The organism is Rhizobium sp. 01T444 (genome assembly GCF_056398305.1).
This window is the reverse complement of record NZ_JBFTPD010000015.1, coordinates 115718-136208: the sequence shown is the minus strand read 5'-3', so window position 1 is coordinate 136208 and position 20491 is coordinate 115718. Positions and strand designations below refer to the sequence as shown.

The window sequence follows — 20491 nt, the reverse complement described above, 5'->3', positions numbered from 1 at the left end:
CAGCTCGCATCTCAGTTCTCCAGGCGCCATTTCAGTGTCACGCCGCCCTTGTCGTTCTGATCGAGGGCGGGAATGGCCGAGAGAAGCCGGCGCGTATAGGCCTCTTTCGGCTGGTCGAAGATCGTATCGCGGTCGCCCTCCTCGATGATCCGGCCGTCCTGCATGACGACGACCCGATCGGCCACCTGTTCGACGACGCCGAGATCGTGGCTGATGAACAGGCAGGAAAAGCCGTAGCGCTTCTGCAGGTCGGAGAAGAGGTCGAGAACCTGTGCCCGCACCGTGACATCAAGGGCAGACACCGGCTCGTCGGCGATCAAGAAGCGGGGCCGGCGCGCAACGGCGCGGGCAATCGCCACACGCTGGCGCTGGCCGCCCGAAAGTTCGTGCGGATAACGCTGGGCGTAATCGGCACCGAGCCCGACTTCTTCCAGCGTCTCCAGTGCGCGCTTACGCTTGGCAGCCGCGTCGAGGCCCGGCACCAGCCGCAGGGCTTCCTCGACGAGGGCCAGAATGGTCATGCGCGGATCGAGCGAGGAATAGGGATCCTGAAACACCATCTGGCAGTTCAGACGGTAATCGGTCCAGTCCGCGTCGCGGGTGCGGCCTTGGAAGCGGATCTCGCCTTCGCTTTCCCGGACGAGGCCGGCGATCGTGCGTCCAAGCGTGGTCTTGCCGGAACCGGACCCCCCGACCAGCGCCACGACCTCGCCTTCATGGATCTCGATGCTGACGCCATGCAGGGCGCGCTTCGGCTTTGCCGTCTTGAACAGCGATTTGCGGCCCGGGTAATCGACGACGATATTCTGCGCCGAGACCATCGGCGCCTTTGCCGTTTCGATCACACGCGCAGCACYGCGGAAGGGCAGCGAAGAGAGGAGCTTTTTCGTATAGGGATGTTGCGGCGCATCGAGCAGATCCTCGGTGCGGCCCTGTTCGACGATCGTGCCCTTTTCCATGACGACGATACGGCTCGTGTAACGTGCGACCATTGGCAAGTCGTGGCTGATCAGAAGCACGGCCGCGCCTTCGGCCCGCGTCAGCTCGACCATCAGTTCCATGACATCGCGCTGGATGACGGCATCAAGCGCTGTCGTCGGTTCATCGGCGATCAGCAGCGCCGGTTTGAGCAGCATGACGCAGGCAAGCATAATGCGCTGGCGCATGCCGCCGGAAAATTCGTGCGGATAGGCGGTAAGCGCGCCCTCGGGATCGCGGATGCCGACACGCCGGAGCATGTCGAGAATGCGGGTCCGGCGCTCTTCCGGCGAAAGCTTCGTGTGAAGGACAAGCCCCTCCTCCAGCTGCCGGCCGATCGTCATCGACGGATTGAGCGAAGTCATCGGCTCCTGGAAGACGACGCCGATCTCGGCACCACGCAGGCGGCGCAGCGCCCGATCCGGCATGGACATGACATCCTTGCCTTTGTAGGTGACCGACCCGCCGGTGACGCGGATCGCCGGTGGCAGAAGCGAGATCAGGGCGCGGGTCGCCAGCGTCTTGCCCGAGCCGCTTTCACCGACAATGCCGAAGATCTCGCCGGGAGCGATGTCGAAGCTGATGCCTTTGACCACCTGATGGCCTGTCCCTGCGACTTCGAGCGACAGGTCGCGAACGGTGATGAGCGGTTCGTTGGTCATTTCAAGCCCCTCATGCGCGGGTCGAGCTTGTCGCGGAGCGCGTCACCCAGAAGATTGATGCCGAGCAGCGTCAGCGCGATGCAGAGGCCGGGGAAAAGGCCGAGCCACACAGCCTGCTGGATGAGCGGGCGGCCCGCCGCCAGCATATTGCCCCAGGTCGGCGCCGGTGGCGGAACTCCGAGGCCGAGGAAGGACAGCGCGCTTTCCGAGAGGATGGCCCAGCCGAACATGGAGGTGGCGAGCACGGTGATCGGCGCAAGGCAGTTGGGCAGGACATGCCGGAACATCGTATAGAGCTCGCCATTGCCCATGACCCGCGAGGCTTCGATGAATTCCCGCTCGCGCACGGACAGGACCGCTCCACGCACGACACGCGCCATGGAGGGCGTATAGGCAATGCCGAGCGCGAAGATGATGCCGTACTGATTGGCACCGAACACCGCGAGCAGTCCGAGCGCCAGAAGGATGCCGGGAAAGGCGAGAAGCGCGTTGTTGACCGCCATGATCACGCCATCCACCCAGCCGCGGGCATAACCGCTGACGAGGCCGATCAGCGCGCCGAAGAGCGTAGCGAAGAACACCGTCAGGGCGCCGATCCAGACGCTGGCGCGGGCGCCGATCATCAGGCGGCTCAGCACGTCACGGCCGAATTCGTCGGTGCCGAGCAAGTGCTGGGCACTCGGCGCGGCAAGGCGCGCCGTGAAGGAGAGTTTCATCGGATCGAAGGGCGTCCAGACGAGACCGATCGCGGCGGTGATGAGCAGGACCGCGACGAGAATGCCGCCGATCAGCCCGTTGAGAGCAAACTTTTTCATTCGGCCACCACGCGCGGATCGAACAGGGGATAGAGCAGGTCGATGACGAGATTGACCAAGACATAGGACAGCGACACGAACAGCAGGCATCCCTGGATCACCGGGTAATCGCGCGCAAAAATGCTGTCGACCATCAGCCGGCCGAGGCCTGGAATGGTGAACACCGTCTCGATGACCGCAATGCCGCCGAGCAGGTTGCCGAGGATCAGGCCGATCATCGTCCAGGTCGGGCCAAAGGCATTCTTGAACGTGTGACGCCAGAGGACAGCGCCTTCGGAAAGCCCCTTGGCGCGGGCATGGGTGATATAGTCGAGACGCAGCACTTCCAGCGTCGAGGCCCGCGCCATGCGGATCAGCACACCCATTTCGTGGATGACGAGCGTCATCACCGGCAACACGAGATAGAGAAGGCCACCCGCTAGATTGTCGCCGATCGAGACGTAACCGAGGACCGGCAGCCAGCCGAGCGAAAGGCCGAAAAACAGGAGCAGCAGCAGGCCGAGCCAGAAGGTCGGGATCGACAGAAGCACCGTTGCCGTGCCGACCAGCGCAAGATCGGTCAGGCTGTTCTGCTTCCAGGCGGCGATGACACCGGCCGGCACCGCAATCAGGCTCGCCAGCAGAACCGCAAACACAACAATCTCGGCGCTGACAAGAAAGCGCGACGCGACGAGCGGCAAAACCGCCTCGCCATTGACGATCGACTTGCCGAAATCCCCCTGCAGGACATTGCCGGCCCAGATGACAAATTGCTGCGGGAGGGACTGGTCCAGGCCGAGCTCGGTGCGCATGGCAGCGATCTGGTCGGGCTGCGCCATGTCGCCAAGCATCAGCACTGCGGGATCACCGGGAATGAAGCGGATCAGCGCAAAGACCGTCACGGAGACGAGCGCGATCGTCGGAAGCGCCATCAGAAGACGGCTCAGGATGAATCTCAGCATTTTATCCCCACGATTGGCGCCCGCTTTTCCCTCGGACACCATCGGTTTCGTTGAATGAGACTATGATGGTTTGAAGAAAGGCGCGCAATATTATGCAGTTTCGTCATATGTCTATGCAGAGTCCGCAGCCGTGACGGGCAAGGCCCGTACCGTGAATCAGAACACCATACTCACGATATCAAACGGCTTTTTGCGAAAGCAGTATCTGCTTTTTCAAGGCATCGCTGAGCCCCTGCGCGGCAATGGACAAAGGAACGCCGCTTGCACGCGCCAAGCCGAATTCCTGTTTCGAACGGGGCAGGAAGGGCCGCTGCACGACCGGCAGGTCGCGGTAGAGATTGGCGTAAAAGCTGCTGATGATCGTCACACCGAGACCATGGGCGACATAGGAACAGGCCGAGCTGTTCGTATGGGTCTCGATCTTGACCATCTGTTTGACGCCCGCCCGCTTGAACGCCTGATCCAGCGCCATGCGGTTCGGCCGCTGGCGGCCGATCAGGATCAGCGGCACGTTGCGCAAATCCTTGACGGTGATTTCTTCGAGTTCGGCCAGCGGGTGGTCCTGCGGCACGACGCAGACACTTTCCCCGGTCGCCACCCTGTCGATTTCGATGCCCGGCCCGCTTTCACCCTCCATGCGCAAAAAGCCGATATCGATGACGCGCTCCTCGACCAGCCGGTTGATCGCCGTCGTCGTTTCGAAAAATGTCTCGATGCGGACGCCGGGAAAATCGCGGATATAATCGATCAGCATGGCGGGCGCGAAATTTTCCCACATGCTGCTCGGCAGGCCGATCCGGACGATTTCCGGCCCCTGTGCGCCGTTGCGCAAATCCTCGGCATGGCCGGCCATGCGCTCGACGGCGAGCAGTACGTTTTCCGCATCCCGCGCCAGAACCGCCGCTTCCGGCGTCGCGATCAGCCGTCCCCGGTCGCGCACGAAAAGCGAGATCGAAAGATCGCTTTCCAGCTGCTGCAGCATGCGGCTGACACCGGACTGGCTGAGCCCCATCGCCTTTGCGGTCGCGATCGTCGAGCCGGTCGCAAGAAGCGTGCGCAGGACTTCCAGCTGCCTGATGTTCATTGCCCGCTCGCCCCCATTTCAAATCTCGCCCTCATGACCAGCCGGCGATGTTTTCGAGAAACAGGGCAGCGGTCTTCGAAAGCGGGTGTTTTTCGCCGCTGATCAGGCAATAGGTCACCGGCAGATCTGGCTCAAGCGCCAAGAAGCGTAGTGGCTTGTGGGCATATTCGCGTGCGATCAGCTCGCCGACCAGTGCGATCCCCAGTCCTTCCGCGGCCAGGGCGCAGGCGCTCGCCACCGAATGGGCTTCCAGCAAGGGTCGCTGCCGGATTCCATGCTGATAGAATAGCGCCTCGATCTGGTGGCGGACCGGCCTTTCGCGGTTGAGCACGATGAGATCGTGGCCCTTCAGCTCGGCGATCGTCAGCGACGGGCGACCGGCAAGGGGGTGATCTTCATGCAGGGCGCAGACGATCCGTGACGGCAAGCGCCGCTCCTGCTTCAGGCCAGGCGTGGCAAGCGGCAGGCGCGCAAAACCGATATCGGCCTCGCCATCAGCCACCATGCGCTCGATCGCAAGATAGCTTCCCGAGGCAAGTTCGACGCGAACCGGACCGTTCGCGACCATAAAATCGCAGATCATCTTTGGCGCCCGCGTGGATGACAGGCTGCCCGGAAATGCGATCCTCAGAAGCATGTCGCGCGACCGGCCGTTCTCCAGCTCGATCGCCGCCGTCTTCAAGGCCCGCAGACGATCCGATATGGCGCGGATTTCCGGCCCGAGCTGCAGGCCCTCGCGGGTGGCGGCAAGCCGGTTCTTGTCGCGCTCGAAAAGGCGAACCCCGAGATAATCTTCCAGCTGCTGCAGGAGTCGACTTGCATTCGACTGGGAAACGCCGAGTTCGAGCGCGGCCGCGACCGTGGAGCCAGTGGCAGCGATCGCGTCATATGCCTCGATATGCTTCAGGCTAATCGCCGCGCTTGTCGCTTTCACCATGGACTGCATCACCTTCGCTAGACCTATCCGGAAACCGCATAAGATTGCGGTTTGATCCGGCTTCGAACATTTTGCGCTCAAGCAATCGCAGCGAGAGACATTCGTCAATGACCGRCATTCTTCTTAATATCGCAGGCGCGCTTTCCCGGCGGGCAACATTTTCGACTTCGGCGCGGAAGAAGGCCGCAGATGCCGTTATCGATACACTCGGATGCATGATCGCTGGCGCCGAGGACAACAGCGTTATTGCGGTGACCGAGGCATTTCCAAGTGCAGGTCCAGGAGGGAGTAGCGTGCTGGTGACTGGAGAGCATTCAACGCCTTCGATCGCCGCATTGGTCAACGGGACAGCCGCCCATGCACTTGATTTCGACGACAATTTTCACCCGGCGCGGGCGCATGCATCTGCCGTTCTGGTTCCCGCGCTCATGGCCGTGACGACCGCCGACCGCGCTGTCAGCGGCATTCAATTCCTCGACGCCTATTTGGTCGGGTTGGAGGCCCAGGCCGCTGTCGGCTACGGCGTCAATCCATCCCATTACAACAGGGGCTGGCACGGCACGTCGACCGTCGGCGCGATCGGCGCGGCTGCCGGCGTGGCGCATCTTCTCGGGGCCGGCATCGATGAAATGGCGCAGGCGATGAGCCTTGCGACATCGATGGCGGGCGGGCCGAAAGGTCAGTTCGGAACACTCGCCAAACCGATCCATGCAGGCCTCGCCGCCCGCAACGCGGTCGAGGCGGCGATGCTGGCGCTATCGGGAGTCGCGGGCCGTCTCGACATTCTGGAACGGCCACAAGGCTTTCTCGACCTATTCGGCGGTGACGAGGCACGGGGCTGGTCGGATTGGCAGCCTGACGAGACGCCTGTCATAGAAAGCCGCGGCCTCGTCACGAAACTTCATCCGTGCTGCGCCTCGACACATCGGGCGATCGATGCGCTTCTAGATCTCGTCCAGGAGCACGCGCTTGACCCTGAGGACATCGCAGCGATCGACACCAAGGTCGGCATTTCAGCCGTGAAAAACCTTGCCTACCCCTCTCCTGCAGATTCGATGCAGGCGCGTTTCTCGATGCAATATTGCCTAGCGACCGCGCTGGAGAAAGGCTCACTTTCGCTTGCGGATTTCACAGCGGCTGCACTCGAAAATCCCGGCCGTCAGGCCCTGATGCAGAGGATCAGCATGCACGCCTACACGGCCGAAGAGGAGCGTGGGCACGAACGTCTTCCACACATCGTCACCCTGTCGTTAAGAAATGGCGACGTGCTCCAGAAGACACGGCTGCATGCCAATGGCGCGATGGAGATGCCGCTCACTTCCGAGCAGAAGCGAATAAAATTCGCCAACTGCCTGTCATGGCGGCAGATGAGCTATAAACATGCGGGATTTGATCAACTTGGTGACCTCTCTCGGGTCGATTCAGTCGACTCATTATTAAGCGTCTGCTTCTCCGCGACAGCAACTGATTAGGCGCTATTCAGATCGCTGCTCTTGAAGGGGCTCGACCGCCGGCCCGCTTATTTCCGTATAGGTTATCGATGGTAGATCGATTTCGCGCCGCAAATCACGCTGTCGGTCGTCCTGGATCACCGGAAATGCCCGGTTTTCCGGGCTTCTAGGGCGACTTCACCCGGGATGACCGGACTGCCCCAAGCAGAATTCGACGGCCGCTGGCCGCGCGCATGGCCCTCCTCTTCTGCGGAATTGAGTTTCCCGCGCCTCGCAGCAGGCTCTTGCTTCCACAGCAGTCCCCAAAACCCCCGCGTTTCCGGCATTTCCGCCACAGAAGCCCGCTGGCACGCGCTTGTCTATATGGACGCAACGTTGCGCGTCTCGGGCGATGATTTGAGTCTGGCGGCCTTCTATTCAGAGCATAAAACACGCTTGCAACTGGTCCTTTTCACGCATCCTTATCTGTGAACGCCACCAAAATGGTCCGCAAAATCGATGGCGAAGCAACGAAGGTCTATCCCCTCCCCTCGCCAAAAAACTGATTGGCTACGTCCGCGTTTCGACCGGCGATCAATCAATCGCCATGCCGGGATAAAGAATTACGAGACAGGGTAAGAAAAAGCCAATCGCCTAGCTGAAGCCGCCGACCTCAGGCGGCACTACAGTTGGCGCGCCAGCCTCCAAAATCGCTCGAACCTCTTCAATCATCGAGCCTCGTTCATCGAGTTTGGTATCGCCGAGCCCTCGGAATAACCTGAGAATGGATCACCCGGTGCACCATCAGACTTTCCATTTCGGTTCGCTCAACCGTGCCACGAATGCTCTCGTTAGTCTTTTGTCTGACGGAATTCCGACCTGGCTATAGGCGTTGCAATCCCCTCAGTAATCATGCCATTTCAATTTGAACGGCATGGATATGCGTCTGGTGAGCGATTTGCTGCTTCTCCCGGATGAGATTCAGGAAGGCGCGCTCATCCAGGTTTTCGGCATCAAGCCCTTCCCAGTCGAGCGCCGTCTGCATGAGCGCCATATCCATCAGACGCACGAGATCCATGCGCTCCAGTGATGAAGCACTATCTCTTGCCGCAGAAACAAGACGGAAGAGCCGCAGGAATCCCACCGGCCCATTGCTATCAATCATATCAGAAATTCCATCGGCCATCGCCTTGATTTGCCTCCGAGCTTGGCGAAAGTTTCGCAATCGGGCAGGTCCGCCTTGCATCAGTCCCGAAACGGAATGTTGAAATCGAATCTTGCCCGCCGCAAAAACGCTAACACACCCCATCAGTTGCGTAAATGACCAGATTAGATCGATTTAAGCCACTAAGTGAACGTCACTTTATTGAAATATTGGAATTGAAAGAAACACCTTATGAGTAGTATTTCGAAGGAACCAGCGAGCGGAATGGACGTCGCGATCGTTAACTGCGACTTCTCAAGGCCTATAAGCTATCGTTCTTCCACAATTGCCCGTAATCCCCGATTAAGTATATTGTTGCGTCTCCACTTATACGCGAGGCGGTCGTGAACAAAGCCTTCCCTCCTCTTCCATTCGGCAGCGAACGCGCCGATCTGGATAAATCGCCACTTGAAATCAGAGGCCTGCTTTCGCGGCCGATCTGGCGCGAACTCAGGACCTTTCTGGCGGTCGCCAAAAGCCCTTCCTTTGCTCAAGCCGCTGAGCTTCTCGGCACCAGTGCGCCGACCGTCAGCCGTGATGTGAAGCGCCTTCAGGACCAGATCGGTTCGCAACTCGTCATCTCGACCTTTTCCGGCGTCACGCTGACAGAAACCGGGCGCAAGCTCGCAATCCAGGTTGCAGAGCTCGATTTCCAGCTGTTTTCCCTTTCCAACGACCTGAAGGATGAGATGGACGCCGTCACCGGACGGGTTGCCGTCAGCGTGACCTCCGGCCTTGCCGTCGCGATCGTCGCTCCCGCTGTGCCCCGGCTGAACGACAACTATCCGCGCCTCAATCTCGATATTCGCGAACAGGTGTCGCTCGTCAATTTCGAGAAGAACCAGGCCGATCTGATGATCTCGCTCTCTCCGATTTCGAGGGCGGATGTCGATTGCGTCGAGATCGGCACTCTTCATCTCATTCCGATCGCGAGCCGTGATTATCTGAAGAAATCCGGCGTTCCGCAGCGCCAGTTCATCTCCCAGCATGTCTATGTGCAGTGCAACTATTATGCTTCCGAACGCGAGATCTGGGATGGCTGGCGCGGCCTCGTCGAAGCCGGCCACCAGACCCACAACTGCGAGAATTCGCTTGCCTATTTTGCTCTCGTTCGCAACGGCGCAGGCGTCGGGCTGCTCGGCAATTACGTGCTCGCAGATCCCGAACTCGTGCCGCTCGAACTCGGCGTTCATGTCGCCTTGCCCGTCTACCTGACCTCGGTTGCCAATCGCCGGCAATCGAGACCGGTGGCCGCCGTCTATGACTGGATCGTCGATATTTTCAGGACCAACCCGTCTTTCGAAAGCAGATTGACCTTCCCGTCCGGGCGGCACGAACAGGAAGAGAGCTTGCGCAAAATGCTCGAAACTATCGCTCCTCCGCCGCCTTCACAATTTGGCTGAGCTCTTCGGAGATCGAAAGATAGGCATTCGCGACATCTTCCAGGAAGCCGGCGAGCTCGAGCGGCTGCACTGTCGGATCATTGATGAGACGACGCACCATTTCGGTGTGTAGTTTCGTGCGCGTGAGAATTTCCTCCTGCAGCGCAGCCGTTGCAGACATGTCGCCCGCGTTGTCAAAACCTGCCATTGTTATGCTGTCTCAAACGAACTCGGGGCGTCCCATTGACCTTCGATGCGCAACAGCATGGCGCTGCTGCTTTCCATGGTAATCGGATCAGATGACGCGGGGATCGTGCCGACAACGGTCAGATAGGGCTCCGGATGGCCGGCGATTTCCACCGGCGGGCTGTCGACGATCTCCAGATCGAATAGAATGGTCCACAGCCGCGCGAGACGCTGCTCGGCCTGGGTCAGAACCTTCGTATAGCCCTTGCGCGCGACATGATCGAAGGTCATCTGAATGCAACGCTTAACCGTAAAAGGGTGTCGGTACTTTTCGCGGAAGCAGGTTCGTTCATACTTGGCAAAGTCGGCGAACCAGCGGATGCGAAGCGAACCAACCGGCTCTTCGCCATCATAAAAGACGAAATGCGTGGCCTGGTGATCATTACCGTCGAAGATGAAGGAGGGCGAGATACCGTGCTCATGGACAAAGCAGATGCTTCTCAAGATCATCGCATCCCGAACATGGTCCGGGGTCGTTGCGACTTGGCATCGAAGATTGGGATATTTGTTCACCATCGGTCGGCCTCTTTTGCTGCACAACCCACTTCAACCGCAGAACGACTACGGCGCGAAGGACGAAGATTTCAGGGGGGATTTCAAAAATGACGGACCCTGCCAATCCGATGGCAACCATCATCGCTCTCTGCGCGGAAGGGGCACGCCGGTATGGCGACGACCCACGCGCCATTGCGAGCTTCGTCGAAAATGAGATCGCGCATCTGTCCGAGAGAGAACAGCGCCAACTCAAAGAACAACTGACGCTTTTGACAGATGGAGGTGGATCTCAAAAGCCGATCATGTAAAGAGAACCTGCAAGATCTGCAGTCGACGGAAGTATTCTCAAGGAGAGGCATGAAAGATCAGGAACTGAATTTGGCAATCGGCCAGAGATTACGCTCCGTGCGCGCCGCTCGCGGTGTCACCCAGAGCGAACTCGCTGCGCATATCGGCGTCGCGTTTCAGCAAATCCAGAAATACGAGAATGGTACAAACCGCCTGTCCGTCGCGGTCATGCTGCGGTTATGCGACTTCATGAAGGTGGATGCCGGCTGGTTCATCAACGGCATCGAAACCGAGGCGAGCGCTGGCGTCGAGGACGAGGCAGCCTATCTTGCCAGGGAAATCGAGCGTATCACGGATCTGAAGATCCGACGCGATCTGACGATGCTGATCCACTCCCTGGCCGCCACCGATGTGGCGAACTGACCCCGTCTCCAGCGGCAAAACCGACAGCAATCCATTTGCCTGCGCGCGGCGCTCACCTGGTGGGGCGCGCCTTCTTTGAGCGGCCTCGCAGGCAAGCTGCGAGGCCGAAGCGTTCCTGACAGCTTCAGGCGGCGTTCGGATAACGCGCAGCGTACCAGGTCTTGAACAGGCGATACTGGTTTTCGAGGTGACTGCGCTGCGAGTTGCTCAGCTTGTCGGTCTCGTTGAAATGCAGCGTGTATTCAGTCTCGCCGTTCAGCACCATCAGATACTTGTAGTGCAGCACGAGATCTGGACCTTCGTCATAGGTCGACAGAACCATCAGCGCCTCTTCGAGCTCGCGGGCGGCGCTGCGGGCGGCCGCATCACCCTTGGCTGCCTGTTCGCAGAGCGAAACGAGATGCAGCACTTCCTTCGGCAGCGCGTTGCCGATGCCGGTGATGGCCCCGCCCGCGCCGCAATTGACAAAGCCGTGGTAGACGCCGGTATCGACACCAACCATTAGCGTCAGCGCATCATCGCCGGACGTGATGTTTTCGGCGGCATAGGTCATGTCGCTCTTGCCGCCGAACTCCTTGAAGCCGACGAGGTTCGAAAAGCGCGAACGCAGATCGAAGAACAGATCGGCGCGCGTCGCAAAGCCGTAATAGGGGCTGTTGTAGATGACTGCCGGCAGGCCCTTGGCCGCTTCGAGGATCGCCGAGAAATGGTCCCGCTGGGCCGAAACGGACGAACCGCGCGACAGCACGCGGGGGATGACCATCAATCCCTTGGCGCCCACAGCCGCAGCATGCGCAGCATGGGCGACGGCCGACTTGGTGTTGACGGCACCGGTACCGACGATAACCGGAACACCTGCCTCGACGAGGCGCTGGACACCTTCCTGACGCTGCTCATCGGTCAAGAGCGGCCAGTCGCCCATCGAACCGCAATAGACGACGCCGGACATGCCGAGGTCGATCAGTTCCTTGCCCTTGCGGGCAAGCGCGTCAAAATTTGGGGTGCGGTCGTCATTGCATGGCGTCATGAGCGCCGGGATGCAGCCTTGGAATACGGAACCAGTCATCGCCAATCTCTCGTTCTCTGGAAAACTCCCCGGACAGCGGGGTTGACGAGGCATGTAGCATCTTGCCGACTTCTTGTCGACAAGAAAAATACAGGATGCAATTTTCCTTCACTGCTGAACGAGGCACTGCTCTTGTGGTGCGAGAATTTTGCCGGCGGCTTAGAGCGCCAGCTTAGCGTTGTGTCGGGAATCGGCGGTGATGTAGGAGCGGATTTGGCCGACGATCTGATCAGCGTGGGCAGATGCCAACCTGTCGGCCAGCGTCACGTCGCGATTGATGATCGCCTGGATCATCTCCTCGTGCTCGCCGACATATTGGCGCGGCAGCACATCGTTGAAGGAGGAATAGTAGAGCCTCAGAATGCGGCGACCTTCATCCAGCAGCCGGGTGAAAAGCTCGACGTAATATCTGTTCCGGCCGGCCTGGGCGATCGCGATATGGAAGTCGCGATTGGTCGAAATCATGCCGAGCACATCGCGGCTGGTGACCGCAGCCTCGAAAGCCTTCTGCTGCACAAGGATGGCGGCGATATCGCCTTCGGCGTGATTGGCAGCCGCAAGCCGCGTCGTGACGCGGTACATCAAAGTCAGCGCGTCGAAAAATTCCGGCAGGCCGAGGAAATCGATGTTCGAGACGATCGTCGCGCGGTTGGTGAGCGTGGTGATCAGACCTTCGGCTGCAAGCCGCACCAAGGCTTCGCGGATCGGCGTGCGCGACAGCGCAAAACGATCCGACAGCTGCTGTTCATCGATCGGGCTGCCCGGCGGCAATTTCAGCTCGATGATCTCGTTTCGAAGCGTCTCATAGACCGTCGATACGCCGGAGCCGCGCCTGTGCGTTTGCAGTTTTTCGGTCTCGTCCACGCGCCCATCGTCCTTTCAAGCAGCCGAGTTTACACCCAGTTACTAGCGAATCCGCAAAAGGACTTCAAACTTAATATACTTTCTGTCGGCAGATGGAATTTTGAATGTTCCCTTTACCTCGGCGGGAGACGGGCGCCTATTCCTGTTTGCCCGGCTTGCCGACGCGCAAGGCGTCGCTCAATTCCATCCGCGCCGTGCCGATCAGCTGCTGCATGGCAAAACGCGCCGCATCGGGCCGCCGCATACGGATGGCGTCGAGCACATCCTGATGCCGGGCGATGGCATAGTCATGGCTCTGGCTTGCCCGGTTGGTCAGGCGAAAGCTTGCGAGCAGGGCAGCGCGGATGGCGGTGGCGAACTGGCGGAACACCCAGTTGCCGCTGGCATTGATGATGGCAGTGTGGAATTCGAGGTCGGCCTGGCTCCAGGCCTCGTTGTCACGGGCGTTGGCGGCCACCATGTCCTCGAAGGCTTCGGCGATCTGGGCGAGCTGCTTGGCTGTGGCGTTCGCAGCCGCCTGTGCGGCTGCTGCGGGCTCCAGAAGCTGACGGGCATCGAGGAGCGAATCGTAAAAGCTGCGGTCGTCGCTGAATTCGAGCGTCGCATCGAGGACCATCGGATCAAGATAGTTCCAGTTCTCGCGCGGCAGCACGCTGGTGCCGGCACGCGTGCGGGAGCGGATCATGCCGAGAGCCGACAGATATTGCATCGCCTCCCGAAGGCTGGTGCGGCTGACGCCATAGACCTCGGAAAGCTCCGCTTCGTTCGGCAACAGCGAGCCTTCGGCAATGTCACCGGATACGATCTGCCCGATGAGCTTCTTCAACAGCTCCTCGCGCACCGTGCGCCGCCCCTGTTCCAGGTTGGCTGACGTAGTCCCCGTTCGCAGAAGTCCTGATCGCGTGCTCATAACGTCCCCCGTACCGCTGGTCTCGTTGTCACCATGAGCAGCGCCATGCTTTCTCATCAATGTGCAACAATAGGCTCAGTGGGCTTCTCCCAAGAAATCTGGTCATCACGCGCGACTGCCGCGCCCGGCAGCCGACGAGCGCATATTGTCGAGCAGGACGGCGATCAGAAGAATAAGACCGCGCACCACATATTGATAGAAGGCCTGGATGTTGAGCAGGTTCATGACGTTTTCGGCAATGCCCATGATCAGCACGCCGACGATGACGCCGGTCATCGCCGCGCGGCCACCGGCAAGCGACACGCCGCCGAGCACGCAGGCCGAGATGACGGAGAGTTCCAGGCCGGTCGCCGCATTGGGCTGGCCGGACGTGATGCGCGAGGCGAGCAGAATGCCGGCGATGGCGCAGACGAAGCCCTGCAGTGCGAAGATCCAGATGCGCATGGTGACGACATTGACGCCGGCGAGGCGCGAAGCCTCCGGATTGCCGCCGATCGCCAGCGTGTTTTTGCCGAAGACGGTGCGGTTCAAGACGAAGCCGAAGATGATGAAGAGCAGAGCCATGATCCAGATCGGCGTCGGCACCGTCAAAAAGCGCGACAGCGCCAGCTGGTAGAAGGCCGGATCGTTGATGCCGACGGCGCGCCCGTCAGAGGCGATCAGCGCCAGACCGCGGACGATCTGCATGGTCGCGAGCGTCGTGATCAGCGCATTGATGCGGAAACGGGCGATGACGACGCCGTTGACGACGCCGACGATGCTGCCGCAAACAAGCGCTGCCAGCAGGCCAAGCGGAATGGAGCCGGTCGCGTTCGATACCATGACGGCGATCATGCCGGAAAAGGCGACGGTCGAGCCGACCGAAAGGTCGAAGTCGCGCGAGGCAAGGCAGAACATCATGGTGCAGGCGACGATGCCGATCGTTACCACCGACTGCAGCAGGCCCAGCATGTTGCGTTCGGTCAGGAAGCTCGGCACGGTCAGTGAGACGATCACGAAAGCGATCGCGAAGATCACTACCAGACCCTGTTCGCCGAGAAGGACTTTTTTCAACGCGTTCATCACTGCTGTTCCTGAATTAGATGGTACCGGCGGCATTCTTGTCGGGGAGGGCCGCGGTCAGAATGCTGCGTTCGTTGAAATCGGCGCGCGCCACGTCGGCGGCAACGCGGCCCTGGCACATGACGATGATGCGATCGGAAATGCCCATGACTTCGGGCAGTTCACTTGAGATGACGACGATCGCCATGCCGCCGGCTGCGAGTTCGTAGAGGATTTCATAGATTTCCGACTTGGCGCCGACATCGATGCCGCGCGTCGGCTCGTCGATGACCAGCACCTTGACGCCCTGTTCCGAGAGCCAGCGGCCGAGAATGACCTTCTGTTGGTTGCCGCCGGAGAGATTGATGATGTCCTGCTTGCGCGAGGGCGTACGCACTCGAAGCTTGGCGATGAACTGGTCGGCGACGGCGGCCTCCTTCTTCGGGTTCAGAACACCGAAGGGCGAGAAATGCCGGCGCGAGGAGATCGCGATATTTTCCTCGATCGAGCGGCCCTGAATGATGCCGTCGAACTTGCGGTCCTCCGGGCAGAGAACCATGCCGGCATTGATCGCCGCCTTCGGATTGTTGGGAGAAACAGCAACGCCATCGATCGCAACACTGCCCTGATGACGGCGGTCGGCGCCGTAGAGCAGGCGCGCCATTTCGCTTCGCCCGGCACCGATCAGGCCGAAGAAGCCGAGGATTTCGCCCTTGCGGACGGAAAAGCTGATGGGGTTACGGAGCTTCGAGCCGGCGAGGTTCTTGACCTCAAGACGCGTCTCGCCAAGCGGGCGCTCGCGCCAGCCCCAGATATTGTTGATCTCACGCCCCACCATTTCGGCGATGATCTGCTCGCGCGTCGTCTCGGCGACTTTTGGATGGTGGGCGGCAAGCTTGCCGTCACGCAGGACGGTCAGGCTGTCGCAGAGCCTGAAGATCTCGTCGAGGCGATGAGAGACATAGAGGATAACGATGCCCTTGGCTTTCAGCTTGCCGATCAGGGAAAACAGGATTTCGCTTTCGCGCGAGGATAGCGACGAGGTCGGCTCGTCGAGCGCGATGACGCGCGCATCGAGCATGACGGCCTTGGCGATCTCCACCATCTGGCGGGCGCCGATCGAAAGAGAAGACACCTTTGCCGTGGGATCGACGTCGATGCCGATCTCGTCGAGCCTGGCGCTCACCGTCTCGATCAGCGTCTTGCCGTTGATGACGCCGGCCTTGCCTGGAAAGCGGCCAAGCCAGAGGTTTTCGGCAACCGTCAGTTCCGGAACGAGCTGAAGTTCCTGATGGATGACGATGACGCCGGCGTGGAAGGCATCGCGGACGGAGCTGTATTTCTGCTCGAGGCCATCGATGAGAATGCTGCCTTCGTCGGCTGACTGGTCGCCCGAGAGAACGCGGATCAGGGTGGACTTGCCGGCGCCGTTTTCGCCCATCAACCCGTGCACGGCACCCTTGTCGACGCCGAAGGAGACGTTGGAGAGCGCCTGGACGCCCGGATAGCCCTTGGAAATGGTCTTGAATTCGAAGAAAGCCATCATCGCTCCGTCGAGAATATGCCCGGCGGCCGAAAATGCCGCCGGGATGAAATCGCCAGGGGAGGATGACTATTCGATGCCGAGGTCCTTGCGAACCTTTTCATAATCGCCGCGCAACGCCAGGGAACCCGAGGTCAACGTCACCTTTGCCGGCTCCTTGCCGTTGGCGATCCAGTCATACATGTCGAGCGCGGTCTCATAGCCGTGGCGCTTCGGCGAGATAATGACCGTGCCGAAGAAGCCGGTGGCCGAGGGCTTCTTGAACTCGTTGATCGCCGATTCCGCACCGCCGATACCAACGCCAATCATGTTGTCGGTGGGGATACCGACCGATTCCGAGGCACGCACGGCGCCGAGCACGGCCTCGTCGTTAAGGCCGAAGGCGACCCAGTATTTCACGTCGGCATGCTTGTTGAGAACGGTCGTCGCGGCGTTGAGCGCTGCTTCCGTATCGGTCTTTGCCTGCGGCGCGTCATAGATATTTTCAGCCGGGAAGCCGGCGGCCTTCAGCACCGAGATCGCGCCTTCGACGCGATCGACGGCGGTCGGGAGCTGGTCATAGGAGACGCGGATTGCGCCGACATTCTTCATGTCCCAGCCGCGCTTCTTCATTTCGTCGACGATTGCCTGGCCAACGCCTTCGCCGATCTTGGTAGCGGAAATTCCCATATGCGGCACGTCTTCCAGCGGCTTGCCATCGGCACCGACCAGACGGTCGTCGACCGTCATCAGCTTAAGCTGGTTGGCGGCGGCCTTGGCGACGATGCCGGGGCCGAGCTTGACGTCAGGCGTGCAGATGATGAAGCCCTGAGCGCCCTGCGCACCGAGATTGTCGATCGCCGACTGGACCTTCTCACCATCTTCGGCACCGATCTTGACGACGGTGAAACCCTTTTCCTTGGCGGCCTGGTCGGCGAATTTCCATTCGTCCTGGAACCAGGGCTCTTCCGGCTGCTTCACGATGAAACCGATCTTGACATCCTCCGCCAGGACGGAGCCGGCGGCCAGAACGGCAAAGGCGCCAGCGAGGATGGCTGCTTTGAAGAAGCGCATAATCTCTCTCCCTAAAATCTCGATCTGCCGCTCACTCGGCAGCAGCCATTGAATAAAAAGAAACATCATACCAGTCAAGATTTGTGTATGATTATTTATGCGATTCAGCGGGTGAAAAGCCGACTAAATTCGTATTGGCGCGGCTCAACTCGTCGAAATCACCAGAAACTTAGGCTCGAACGCCGCCGGGTATGCAAAATAAATCCTATCTATATTGACAATCAATCGACCGATTATAGGGTGCCGCCTCAGTCCGGATCAGCCTCGATCCGTGGGGAAGGCATTGTTTCATGGCGATCATCGATTTGCAGGACGGTGCACTTTCGGCCCGTCTCTCGACGGCCGGCGGTGTGCTCCTTGATTTCTCCTGGATGCGGGATGGCCGGAAAATTCCGCTTCTGAGGTCGGCAGCCGATGACGTCGATGCACTGTCGTCGGCCTGCTATCCGCTCGTGCCCTTCGGCAATCGGATGAGGAACAATCGCTTCAGTTTCGAAGGACGCGACTACAGCCTTCAGCCGAACACGTTCTGGGACCCACACTACCTCCACGGAGATGGCTGGCTTGCCGACTGGGCGCTTCTTTCCGAGAGTGCCACAGAGGCTGAGCTCGGTTTCCGCCACCGGGCGGACGGTTCGCCCTACAGTTATAAGGCGAAGCAGAGCTTCAGATTGTCGGGCAAGGGGCTAAAGCTGCATATGAGCGTGGAGAATACCGGTGAGGCCGCCCTGCCCTTCGGGCTCGGCTGGCACCCGTTCTTTCCGCTAACGGAACAGACGACGCTTCTTGCCAAGGCACAGCGCTTCTGGACCGAGACGGAGGGCTGGCTGCCAGGCGAACCGGCCGAGATCCCTGCCGATCTCGATTTCTCGCAGCCCGCGCCCCTGCCGCGGCGCTGGATCAATAACGGCTTCGAGGGCTGGAGCGGTAATGCGCGCATTACCTGGCCCGAGAGCCGTGCCGCGCTTGACCTGGCGGCAGACCCGATCTTCCGCCACGCGGTCGTCTTCCTGTCGGACGAGCGCTTCGACCCCGGATTCCGCCAGGATTATTTCTGCTTCGAACCGATGTCCCATCTCGCCAACGGGCATAATCTTCCCGGATTGGGCGATCTCAAGGTCTTGCAGCCGGGCGAAAGCTTGGAAGGCTCGATCCGCCTGCAGCCGCAGGCCATATCCTGATCACAAGAGAACGAGCGTAAAGAGGAGACAGACGATGACAAACCGCCTTTCCGGAAAACGGGTCTTCATCACGGGTGCCGCGCAAGGGATCGGAAAGGCGATCGCTGAAGCATATGCCGCCGAGGATGCCCGCCTCTTCCTCGTCGACCGCGATGAAACGCTGCTCGAAGAGACAGCCGCAGCACTCGCATCAAAGGGCACTGTACTTGGCTTTCAGGCGGCCGACATCAGCGATGCTTCGGCTATAGAGGCGGCCGTTGGCAAGGCGGAAGAGCAGATCGGCAGCATCAATGCCCTCGTCAACAATGCCGGCGTCAACGTCTTTGCCGAACCCTTGCAGACGACGGACGAAGAGTGGCAGCGCTGCTTCGACATCAATCTCAAGGGCGCCTGGCACTGCTGCCGTTCGGTTCTGCCGTACCTGATTTCGGAAGGCGGCGGGGTGATCCTCAACATCGCATCGACGCACGCCTTCACCATCATTCCCCACACCTTCCCCTACCCGCTCGCCAAACATGCGCTGCTCGGCATGACCAAGTCTCTCGGCATCGAATATGCCCCCCAAAACGTGCGGGTAAATGCGATTGCTCCCGGCTACGTCTCGACCCAGAAGGTCATCGATTACTGGAACAGTTTCCCTGATCCGGAAAAGGCCAAGGCCGATACGATGAAGCTGCATCCTGGTGGGCGTATCGCCACGCCGCAGGAAATCGCCATGGCCGCAGTCTTCATGATCTCGGACGAATGCAGCTTCATGAATGCCACTTGCCTGACGATCGACGGCGGCTTGAGTGTCATGCAGCACCAATAATAGCGGGCCTTTTCTCCTCTCTCTGGCCTCAGAGCGCGGGCGCTCACACCCATTGTCTAGTTTTTGCGCAGCAGCATTACTTGACACAATTTTGGGCGATCCATAGAGTTTTATCCATCTGGTAAAAAAGAGGGGAACTCATGAAAAATCAGATCACTATCTCCCGCCGCACGGTGCTCGCCTCCGGCATGGCACTCGGCGCGACCGCCTTTGCACCCAGGCTCTGGGCGCAGGAAAAACTCAAAGTTGCCGGCATCCATGCCTCGCCGGTGGAAAATGCCTGGAATTCCTGTCTGCACAAGGCGCTGCAGGATGCCGCTTCCGAAGGCGTGATCGACTATGTCTTCTCGGAAGGCGTTTCGGGCACCGACTATCCCCGCGCTATGCGCGAATATGCCGAACAGGGCAACGCGCTGATCGTCGGCGAGGCCTATGCCGTAGAGCGGGAAGCCCGCCAGGTTGCTGCCGATTATCCGAAAACCGCCTTCATGCTGGGTTCGAGCGGCGAAGCATCGGGCGACAATTTCGGCGTCTTCGGCACCTGGAACCATGACGGCGCCTATCTCGCCGGCATGCTCGCCGGTAAAATGACGAAGTCCGGCATCGTCGGCTCGGTCGGCGCGCTGCCGATCCCCGAGGTCAACATGCTGATGAATGCCTTTGCCGCCGGCGTGAAGGAAGTCCGCCCGAACGCAAAGCATCTGGTCGCGTTCATCGGTACCTTCTTCGATCCGCCGAAGGCGCGCGAAGCGGGCCTCGCCCAGATCGATGCCGGCGCCGACATCCTGTTCGGCGAACGTATCGGCACGGCGGACGCCGCCAAGGAGCGCGGCATCAAGTCCGTCGGCTCGCTGATCGACTATACGCCGCGTTATCCGGACACCGTCTTTGCCAACGCCATCTGGGGCTTCCGYCCGATCCTCAATGCCGCGATCGCCGATGTGAAGGCCGGCAAGCCGACCGGCAACAATTACACGCGCTTCGGCCTGATGAAGGAAGGCGGCAGCGATATCGTCTACGTCAAGGGCGTCGCACCGGCGGACGCCGAAGCGGCGATGGAGGCCAAGCGCGCCGCCATCAAGTCCGGCGCCTTCGAAGTGCCCATCATGCCCGAGGAGCCGAAATAAGCCGGCAGCC

22 protein-coding genes are annotated in these 20491 nt (G+C 60.2%); 8 read left to right on the top strand and 14 right to left on the bottom strand.

Annotation, left to right across the window (positions count from 1 at the left end; genetic code table 11):
• Positions 1–11 precede the first annotated feature (11 nt).
• From AC1DTN_RS20710 to AC1DTN_RS20690, 5 genes are all read right to left on the bottom strand, one after another.
• Positions 12–1640, bottom strand: coding sequence for an ABC transporter ATP-binding protein (locus AC1DTN_RS20710; protein ID WP_477922403.1), 1629 nt, complete (start codon positions 1638–1640; stop codon positions 12–14).
• A complete protein-coding gene (locus tag AC1DTN_RS20705; protein WP_442207285.1) occupies positions 1637–2455 on the bottom strand; it encodes an ABC transporter permease in 819 nt (272 codons plus the stop codon). Before AC1DTN_RS20705 ends, AC1DTN_RS20710 begins: the two co-directional genes overlap by 4 nt.
• Positions 2452–3396 carry an ABC transporter permease gene (locus tag AC1DTN_RS20700; RefSeq protein ID WP_477922401.1) on the bottom strand — a complete coding sequence of 315 codons (945 nt, stop codon included), beginning with the start codon at positions 3394–3396 and terminating at the stop codon, positions 2452–2454. The genes AC1DTN_RS20705 and AC1DTN_RS20700 overlap by 4 nt, the downstream gene beginning before the upstream one ends.
• Before the next feature lie 178 nt (positions 3397–3574).
• A complete protein-coding gene (locus AC1DTN_RS20695) occupies positions 3575–4480 on the bottom strand; it encodes a LysR family transcriptional regulator (protein ID WP_442207284.1) in 906 nt (301 codons plus the stop codon).
• A 31-nt stretch (positions 4481–4511) separates the two neighbouring features.
• On the bottom strand, positions 4512–5417 hold the full coding sequence (locus AC1DTN_RS20690; protein ID WP_477922400.1) for a LysR family transcriptional regulator: 906 nt from the start codon (positions 5415–5417) through the stop codon (positions 4512–4514).
• Positions 5418–5524: 107 nt separating this feature from the next.
• Here AC1DTN_RS20690 and AC1DTN_RS20685 point away from each other — a divergent pair, with 107 nt between their 5' ends.
• Together AC1DTN_RS20685 and AC1DTN_RS20680 are read left to right on the top strand one after the other, a co-directional pair.
• Entirely contained in the window at positions 5525–6889 is a 1365-nt protein-coding gene (locus tag AC1DTN_RS20685; protein WP_477922399.1) for an MmgE/PrpD family protein, read from the top strand.
• 165 nt (positions 6890–7054) lie between these two features.
• On the top strand, positions 7055–7339 hold the full coding sequence (locus tag AC1DTN_RS20680; RefSeq protein WP_477922398.1) for a hypothetical protein: 285 nt from the start codon (positions 7055–7057) through the stop codon (positions 7337–7339).
• A gap of 418 nt (positions 7340–7757) precedes the next feature.
• Here the strand turns inward: AC1DTN_RS20680 and AC1DTN_RS20675 are convergent, their stop codons facing one another.
• Complete coding sequence (locus AC1DTN_RS20675; RefSeq protein ID WP_477922397.1) at positions 7758–8033, bottom strand: hypothetical protein; 276 nt, start codon at positions 8031–8033, stop codon at positions 7758–7760.
• 362 nt (positions 8034–8395) lie between these two features.
• Between AC1DTN_RS20675 and AC1DTN_RS20670 the strand changes: the two genes are divergently transcribed.
• Positions 8396–9454, top strand: a complete 1059-nt coding sequence (locus AC1DTN_RS20670) for a LysR family transcriptional regulator (RefSeq protein ID WP_007825339.1) — start codon at positions 8396–8398, stop codon at positions 9452–9454.
• Here AC1DTN_RS20670 and AC1DTN_RS20665 read toward each other — a convergent pair.
• Positions 9420–9641 carry a hypothetical protein gene (locus tag AC1DTN_RS20665; protein ID WP_442207280.1) on the bottom strand — a complete coding sequence of 74 codons (222 nt, stop codon included), beginning with the start codon at positions 9639–9641 and terminating at the stop codon, positions 9420–9422. The genes AC1DTN_RS20670 and AC1DTN_RS20665 overlap by 35 nt on opposite strands.
• Positions 9642–9643: 2 nt before the next feature.
• Complete coding sequence (locus tag AC1DTN_RS20660) at positions 9644–10129, bottom strand: GNAT family N-acetyltransferase (protein WP_113182666.1); 486 nt, start codon at positions 10127–10129, stop codon at positions 9644–9646.
• Positions 10130–10281: 152 nt separating this feature from the next.
• On the opposite strand from AC1DTN_RS20660, the gene AC1DTN_RS20655 reads away from it, so the two are divergent.
• Together AC1DTN_RS20655 and AC1DTN_RS20650 are read left to right on the top strand one after the other, a co-directional pair.
• Positions 10282–10482, top strand: a complete 201-nt coding sequence (locus tag AC1DTN_RS20655; protein WP_442207279.1) for a hypothetical protein — start codon at positions 10282–10284, stop codon at positions 10480–10482.
• A gap of 49 nt (positions 10483–10531) precedes the next feature.
• Positions 10532–10885, top strand: a complete 354-nt coding sequence (locus tag AC1DTN_RS20650) for a helix-turn-helix domain-containing protein (protein WP_477922395.1) — start codon at positions 10532–10534, stop codon at positions 10883–10885.
• A gap of 124 nt (positions 10886–11009) precedes the next feature.
• On the opposite strand, the gene AC1DTN_RS20645 is transcribed toward AC1DTN_RS20650, so the two are convergent.
• The 6 genes from AC1DTN_RS20645 to AC1DTN_RS20620 all read right to left on the bottom strand — a co-directional run bounded on the left by AC1DTN_RS20645 (position 11010) and on the right by AC1DTN_RS20620 (position 17362).
• Positions 11010–11951, bottom strand: coding sequence for a dihydrodipicolinate synthase family protein (locus AC1DTN_RS20645; RefSeq protein ID WP_477922394.1), 942 nt, complete (start codon positions 11949–11951; stop codon positions 11010–11012).
• A 159-nt stretch (positions 11952–12110) separates the two neighbouring features.
• Positions 12111–12815, bottom strand: coding sequence for a GntR family transcriptional regulator (locus tag AC1DTN_RS20640; protein WP_477922392.1), 705 nt, complete (start codon positions 12813–12815; stop codon positions 12111–12113).
• A 136-nt stretch (positions 12816–12951) separates the two neighbouring features.
• Positions 12952–13725, bottom strand: a complete 774-nt coding sequence (locus AC1DTN_RS20635) for a FadR/GntR family transcriptional regulator (protein ID WP_477922391.1) — start codon at positions 13723–13725, stop codon at positions 12952–12954.
• Between the two features lie 105 nt (positions 13726–13830).
• Positions 13831–14787: an L-arabinose ABC transporter permease AraH gene (araH, locus tag AC1DTN_RS20630; protein WP_162748085.1), complete on the bottom strand. Its 957-nt coding sequence runs from the start codon at positions 14785–14787 to the stop codon at positions 13831–13833.
• Between the two features lie 16 nt (positions 14788–14803).
• Complete coding sequence (gene araG, locus AC1DTN_RS20625) at positions 14804–16309, bottom strand: L-arabinose ABC transporter ATP-binding protein AraG (protein WP_113324319.1); 1506 nt, start codon at positions 16307–16309, stop codon at positions 14804–14806.
• A 69-nt stretch (positions 16310–16378) separates the two neighbouring features.
• Complete coding sequence (locus AC1DTN_RS20620; RefSeq protein ID WP_113324318.1) at positions 16379–17362, bottom strand: arabinose ABC transporter substrate-binding protein; 984 nt, start codon at positions 17360–17362, stop codon at positions 16379–16381.
• A 290-nt stretch (positions 17363–17652) separates the two neighbouring features.
• Between AC1DTN_RS20620 and AC1DTN_RS20615 the strand changes: the two genes are divergently transcribed.
• From AC1DTN_RS20615 to AC1DTN_RS20605, 3 genes are all read left to right on the top strand, one after another.
• Positions 17653–18543: an aldose 1-epimerase gene (locus AC1DTN_RS20615; RefSeq protein WP_477922390.1), complete on the top strand. Its 891-nt coding sequence runs from the start codon at positions 17653–17655 to the stop codon at positions 18541–18543.
• A gap of 34 nt (positions 18544–18577) precedes the next feature.
• Positions 18578–19354 carry an SDR family oxidoreductase gene (locus AC1DTN_RS20610; protein ID WP_113324316.1) on the top strand — a complete coding sequence of 259 codons (777 nt, stop codon included), beginning with the start codon at positions 18578–18580 and terminating at the stop codon, positions 19352–19354.
• A 140-nt stretch (positions 19355–19494) separates the two neighbouring features.
• Complete coding sequence (locus AC1DTN_RS20605; RefSeq protein ID WP_477922387.1) at positions 19495–20481, top strand: BMP family protein; 987 nt, start codon at positions 19495–19497, stop codon at positions 20479–20481.
• Positions 20482–20491: the final 10 nt, after the last annotated feature.

Coding starts and splice junctions, on each gene's coding strand:
- AC1DTN_RS20705 (WP_442207285.1), bottom strand. CDS start 2,455: ATGAAAAAGTTTGCTCTCAACGGGCTGATCGGCGGCATTCTCGTCGCG.
- AC1DTN_RS20700 (WP_477922401.1), bottom strand. CDS start 3,396: ATGCTGAGATTCATCCTGAGCCGTCTTCTGATGGCGCTTCCGACGATC.
- AC1DTN_RS20695 (WP_442207284.1), bottom strand. CDS start 4,480: ATGAACATCAGGCAGCTGGAAGTCCTGCGCACGCTTCTTGCGACCGGC.
- AC1DTN_RS20690 (WP_477922400.1), bottom strand. CDS start 5,417: ATGGTGAAAGCGACAAGCGCGGCGATTAGCCTGAAGCATATCGAGGCA.
- AC1DTN_RS20680 (WP_477922398.1), top strand. CDS start 7,055: ATGACCGGACTGCCCCAAGCAGAATTCGACGGCCGCTGGCCGCGCGCA.
- AC1DTN_RS20675 (WP_477922397.1), bottom strand. CDS start 8,033: ATGGCCGATGGAATTTCTGATATGATTGATAGCAATGGGCCGGTGGGA.
- AC1DTN_RS20665 (WP_442207280.1), bottom strand. CDS start 9,641: ATGGCAGGTTTTGACAACGCGGGCGACATGTCTGCAACGGCTGCGCTG.
- AC1DTN_RS20660 (WP_113182666.1), bottom strand. CDS start 10,129: ATGATCTTGAGAAGCATCTGCTTTGTCCATGAGCACGGTATCTCGCCC.
- AC1DTN_RS20655 (WP_442207279.1), top strand. CDS start 10,282: ATGACGGACCCTGCCAATCCGATGGCAACCATCATCGCTCTCTGCGCG.
- AC1DTN_RS20650 (WP_477922395.1), top strand. CDS start 10,532: ATGAAAGATCAGGAACTGAATTTGGCAATCGGCCAGAGATTACGCTCC.
- AC1DTN_RS20645 (WP_477922394.1), bottom strand. CDS start 11,951: ATGACTGGTTCCGTATTCCAAGGCTGCATCCCGGCGCTCATGACGCCA.
- AC1DTN_RS20635 (WP_477922391.1), bottom strand. CDS start 13,725: ATGAGCACGCGATCAGGACTTCTGCGAACGGGGACTACGTCAGCCAAC.
- araH (WP_162748085.1), bottom strand. CDS start 14,787: ATGAACGCGTTGAAAAAAGTCCTTCTCGGCGAACAGGGTCTGGTAGTG.
- araG (WP_113324319.1), bottom strand. CDS start 16,309: ATGGCTTTCTTCGAATTCAAGACCATTTCCAAGGGCTATCCGGGCGTC.
- AC1DTN_RS20620 (WP_113324318.1), bottom strand. CDS start 17,362: ATGCGCTTCTTCAAAGCAGCCATCCTCGCTGGCGCCTTTGCCGTTCTG.
- AC1DTN_RS20615 (WP_477922390.1), top strand. CDS start 17,653: ATGGCGATCATCGATTTGCAGGACGGTGCACTTTCGGCCCGTCTCTCG.
- AC1DTN_RS20610 (WP_113324316.1), top strand. CDS start 18,578: ATGACAAACCGCCTTTCCGGAAAACGGGTCTTCATCACGGGTGCCGCG.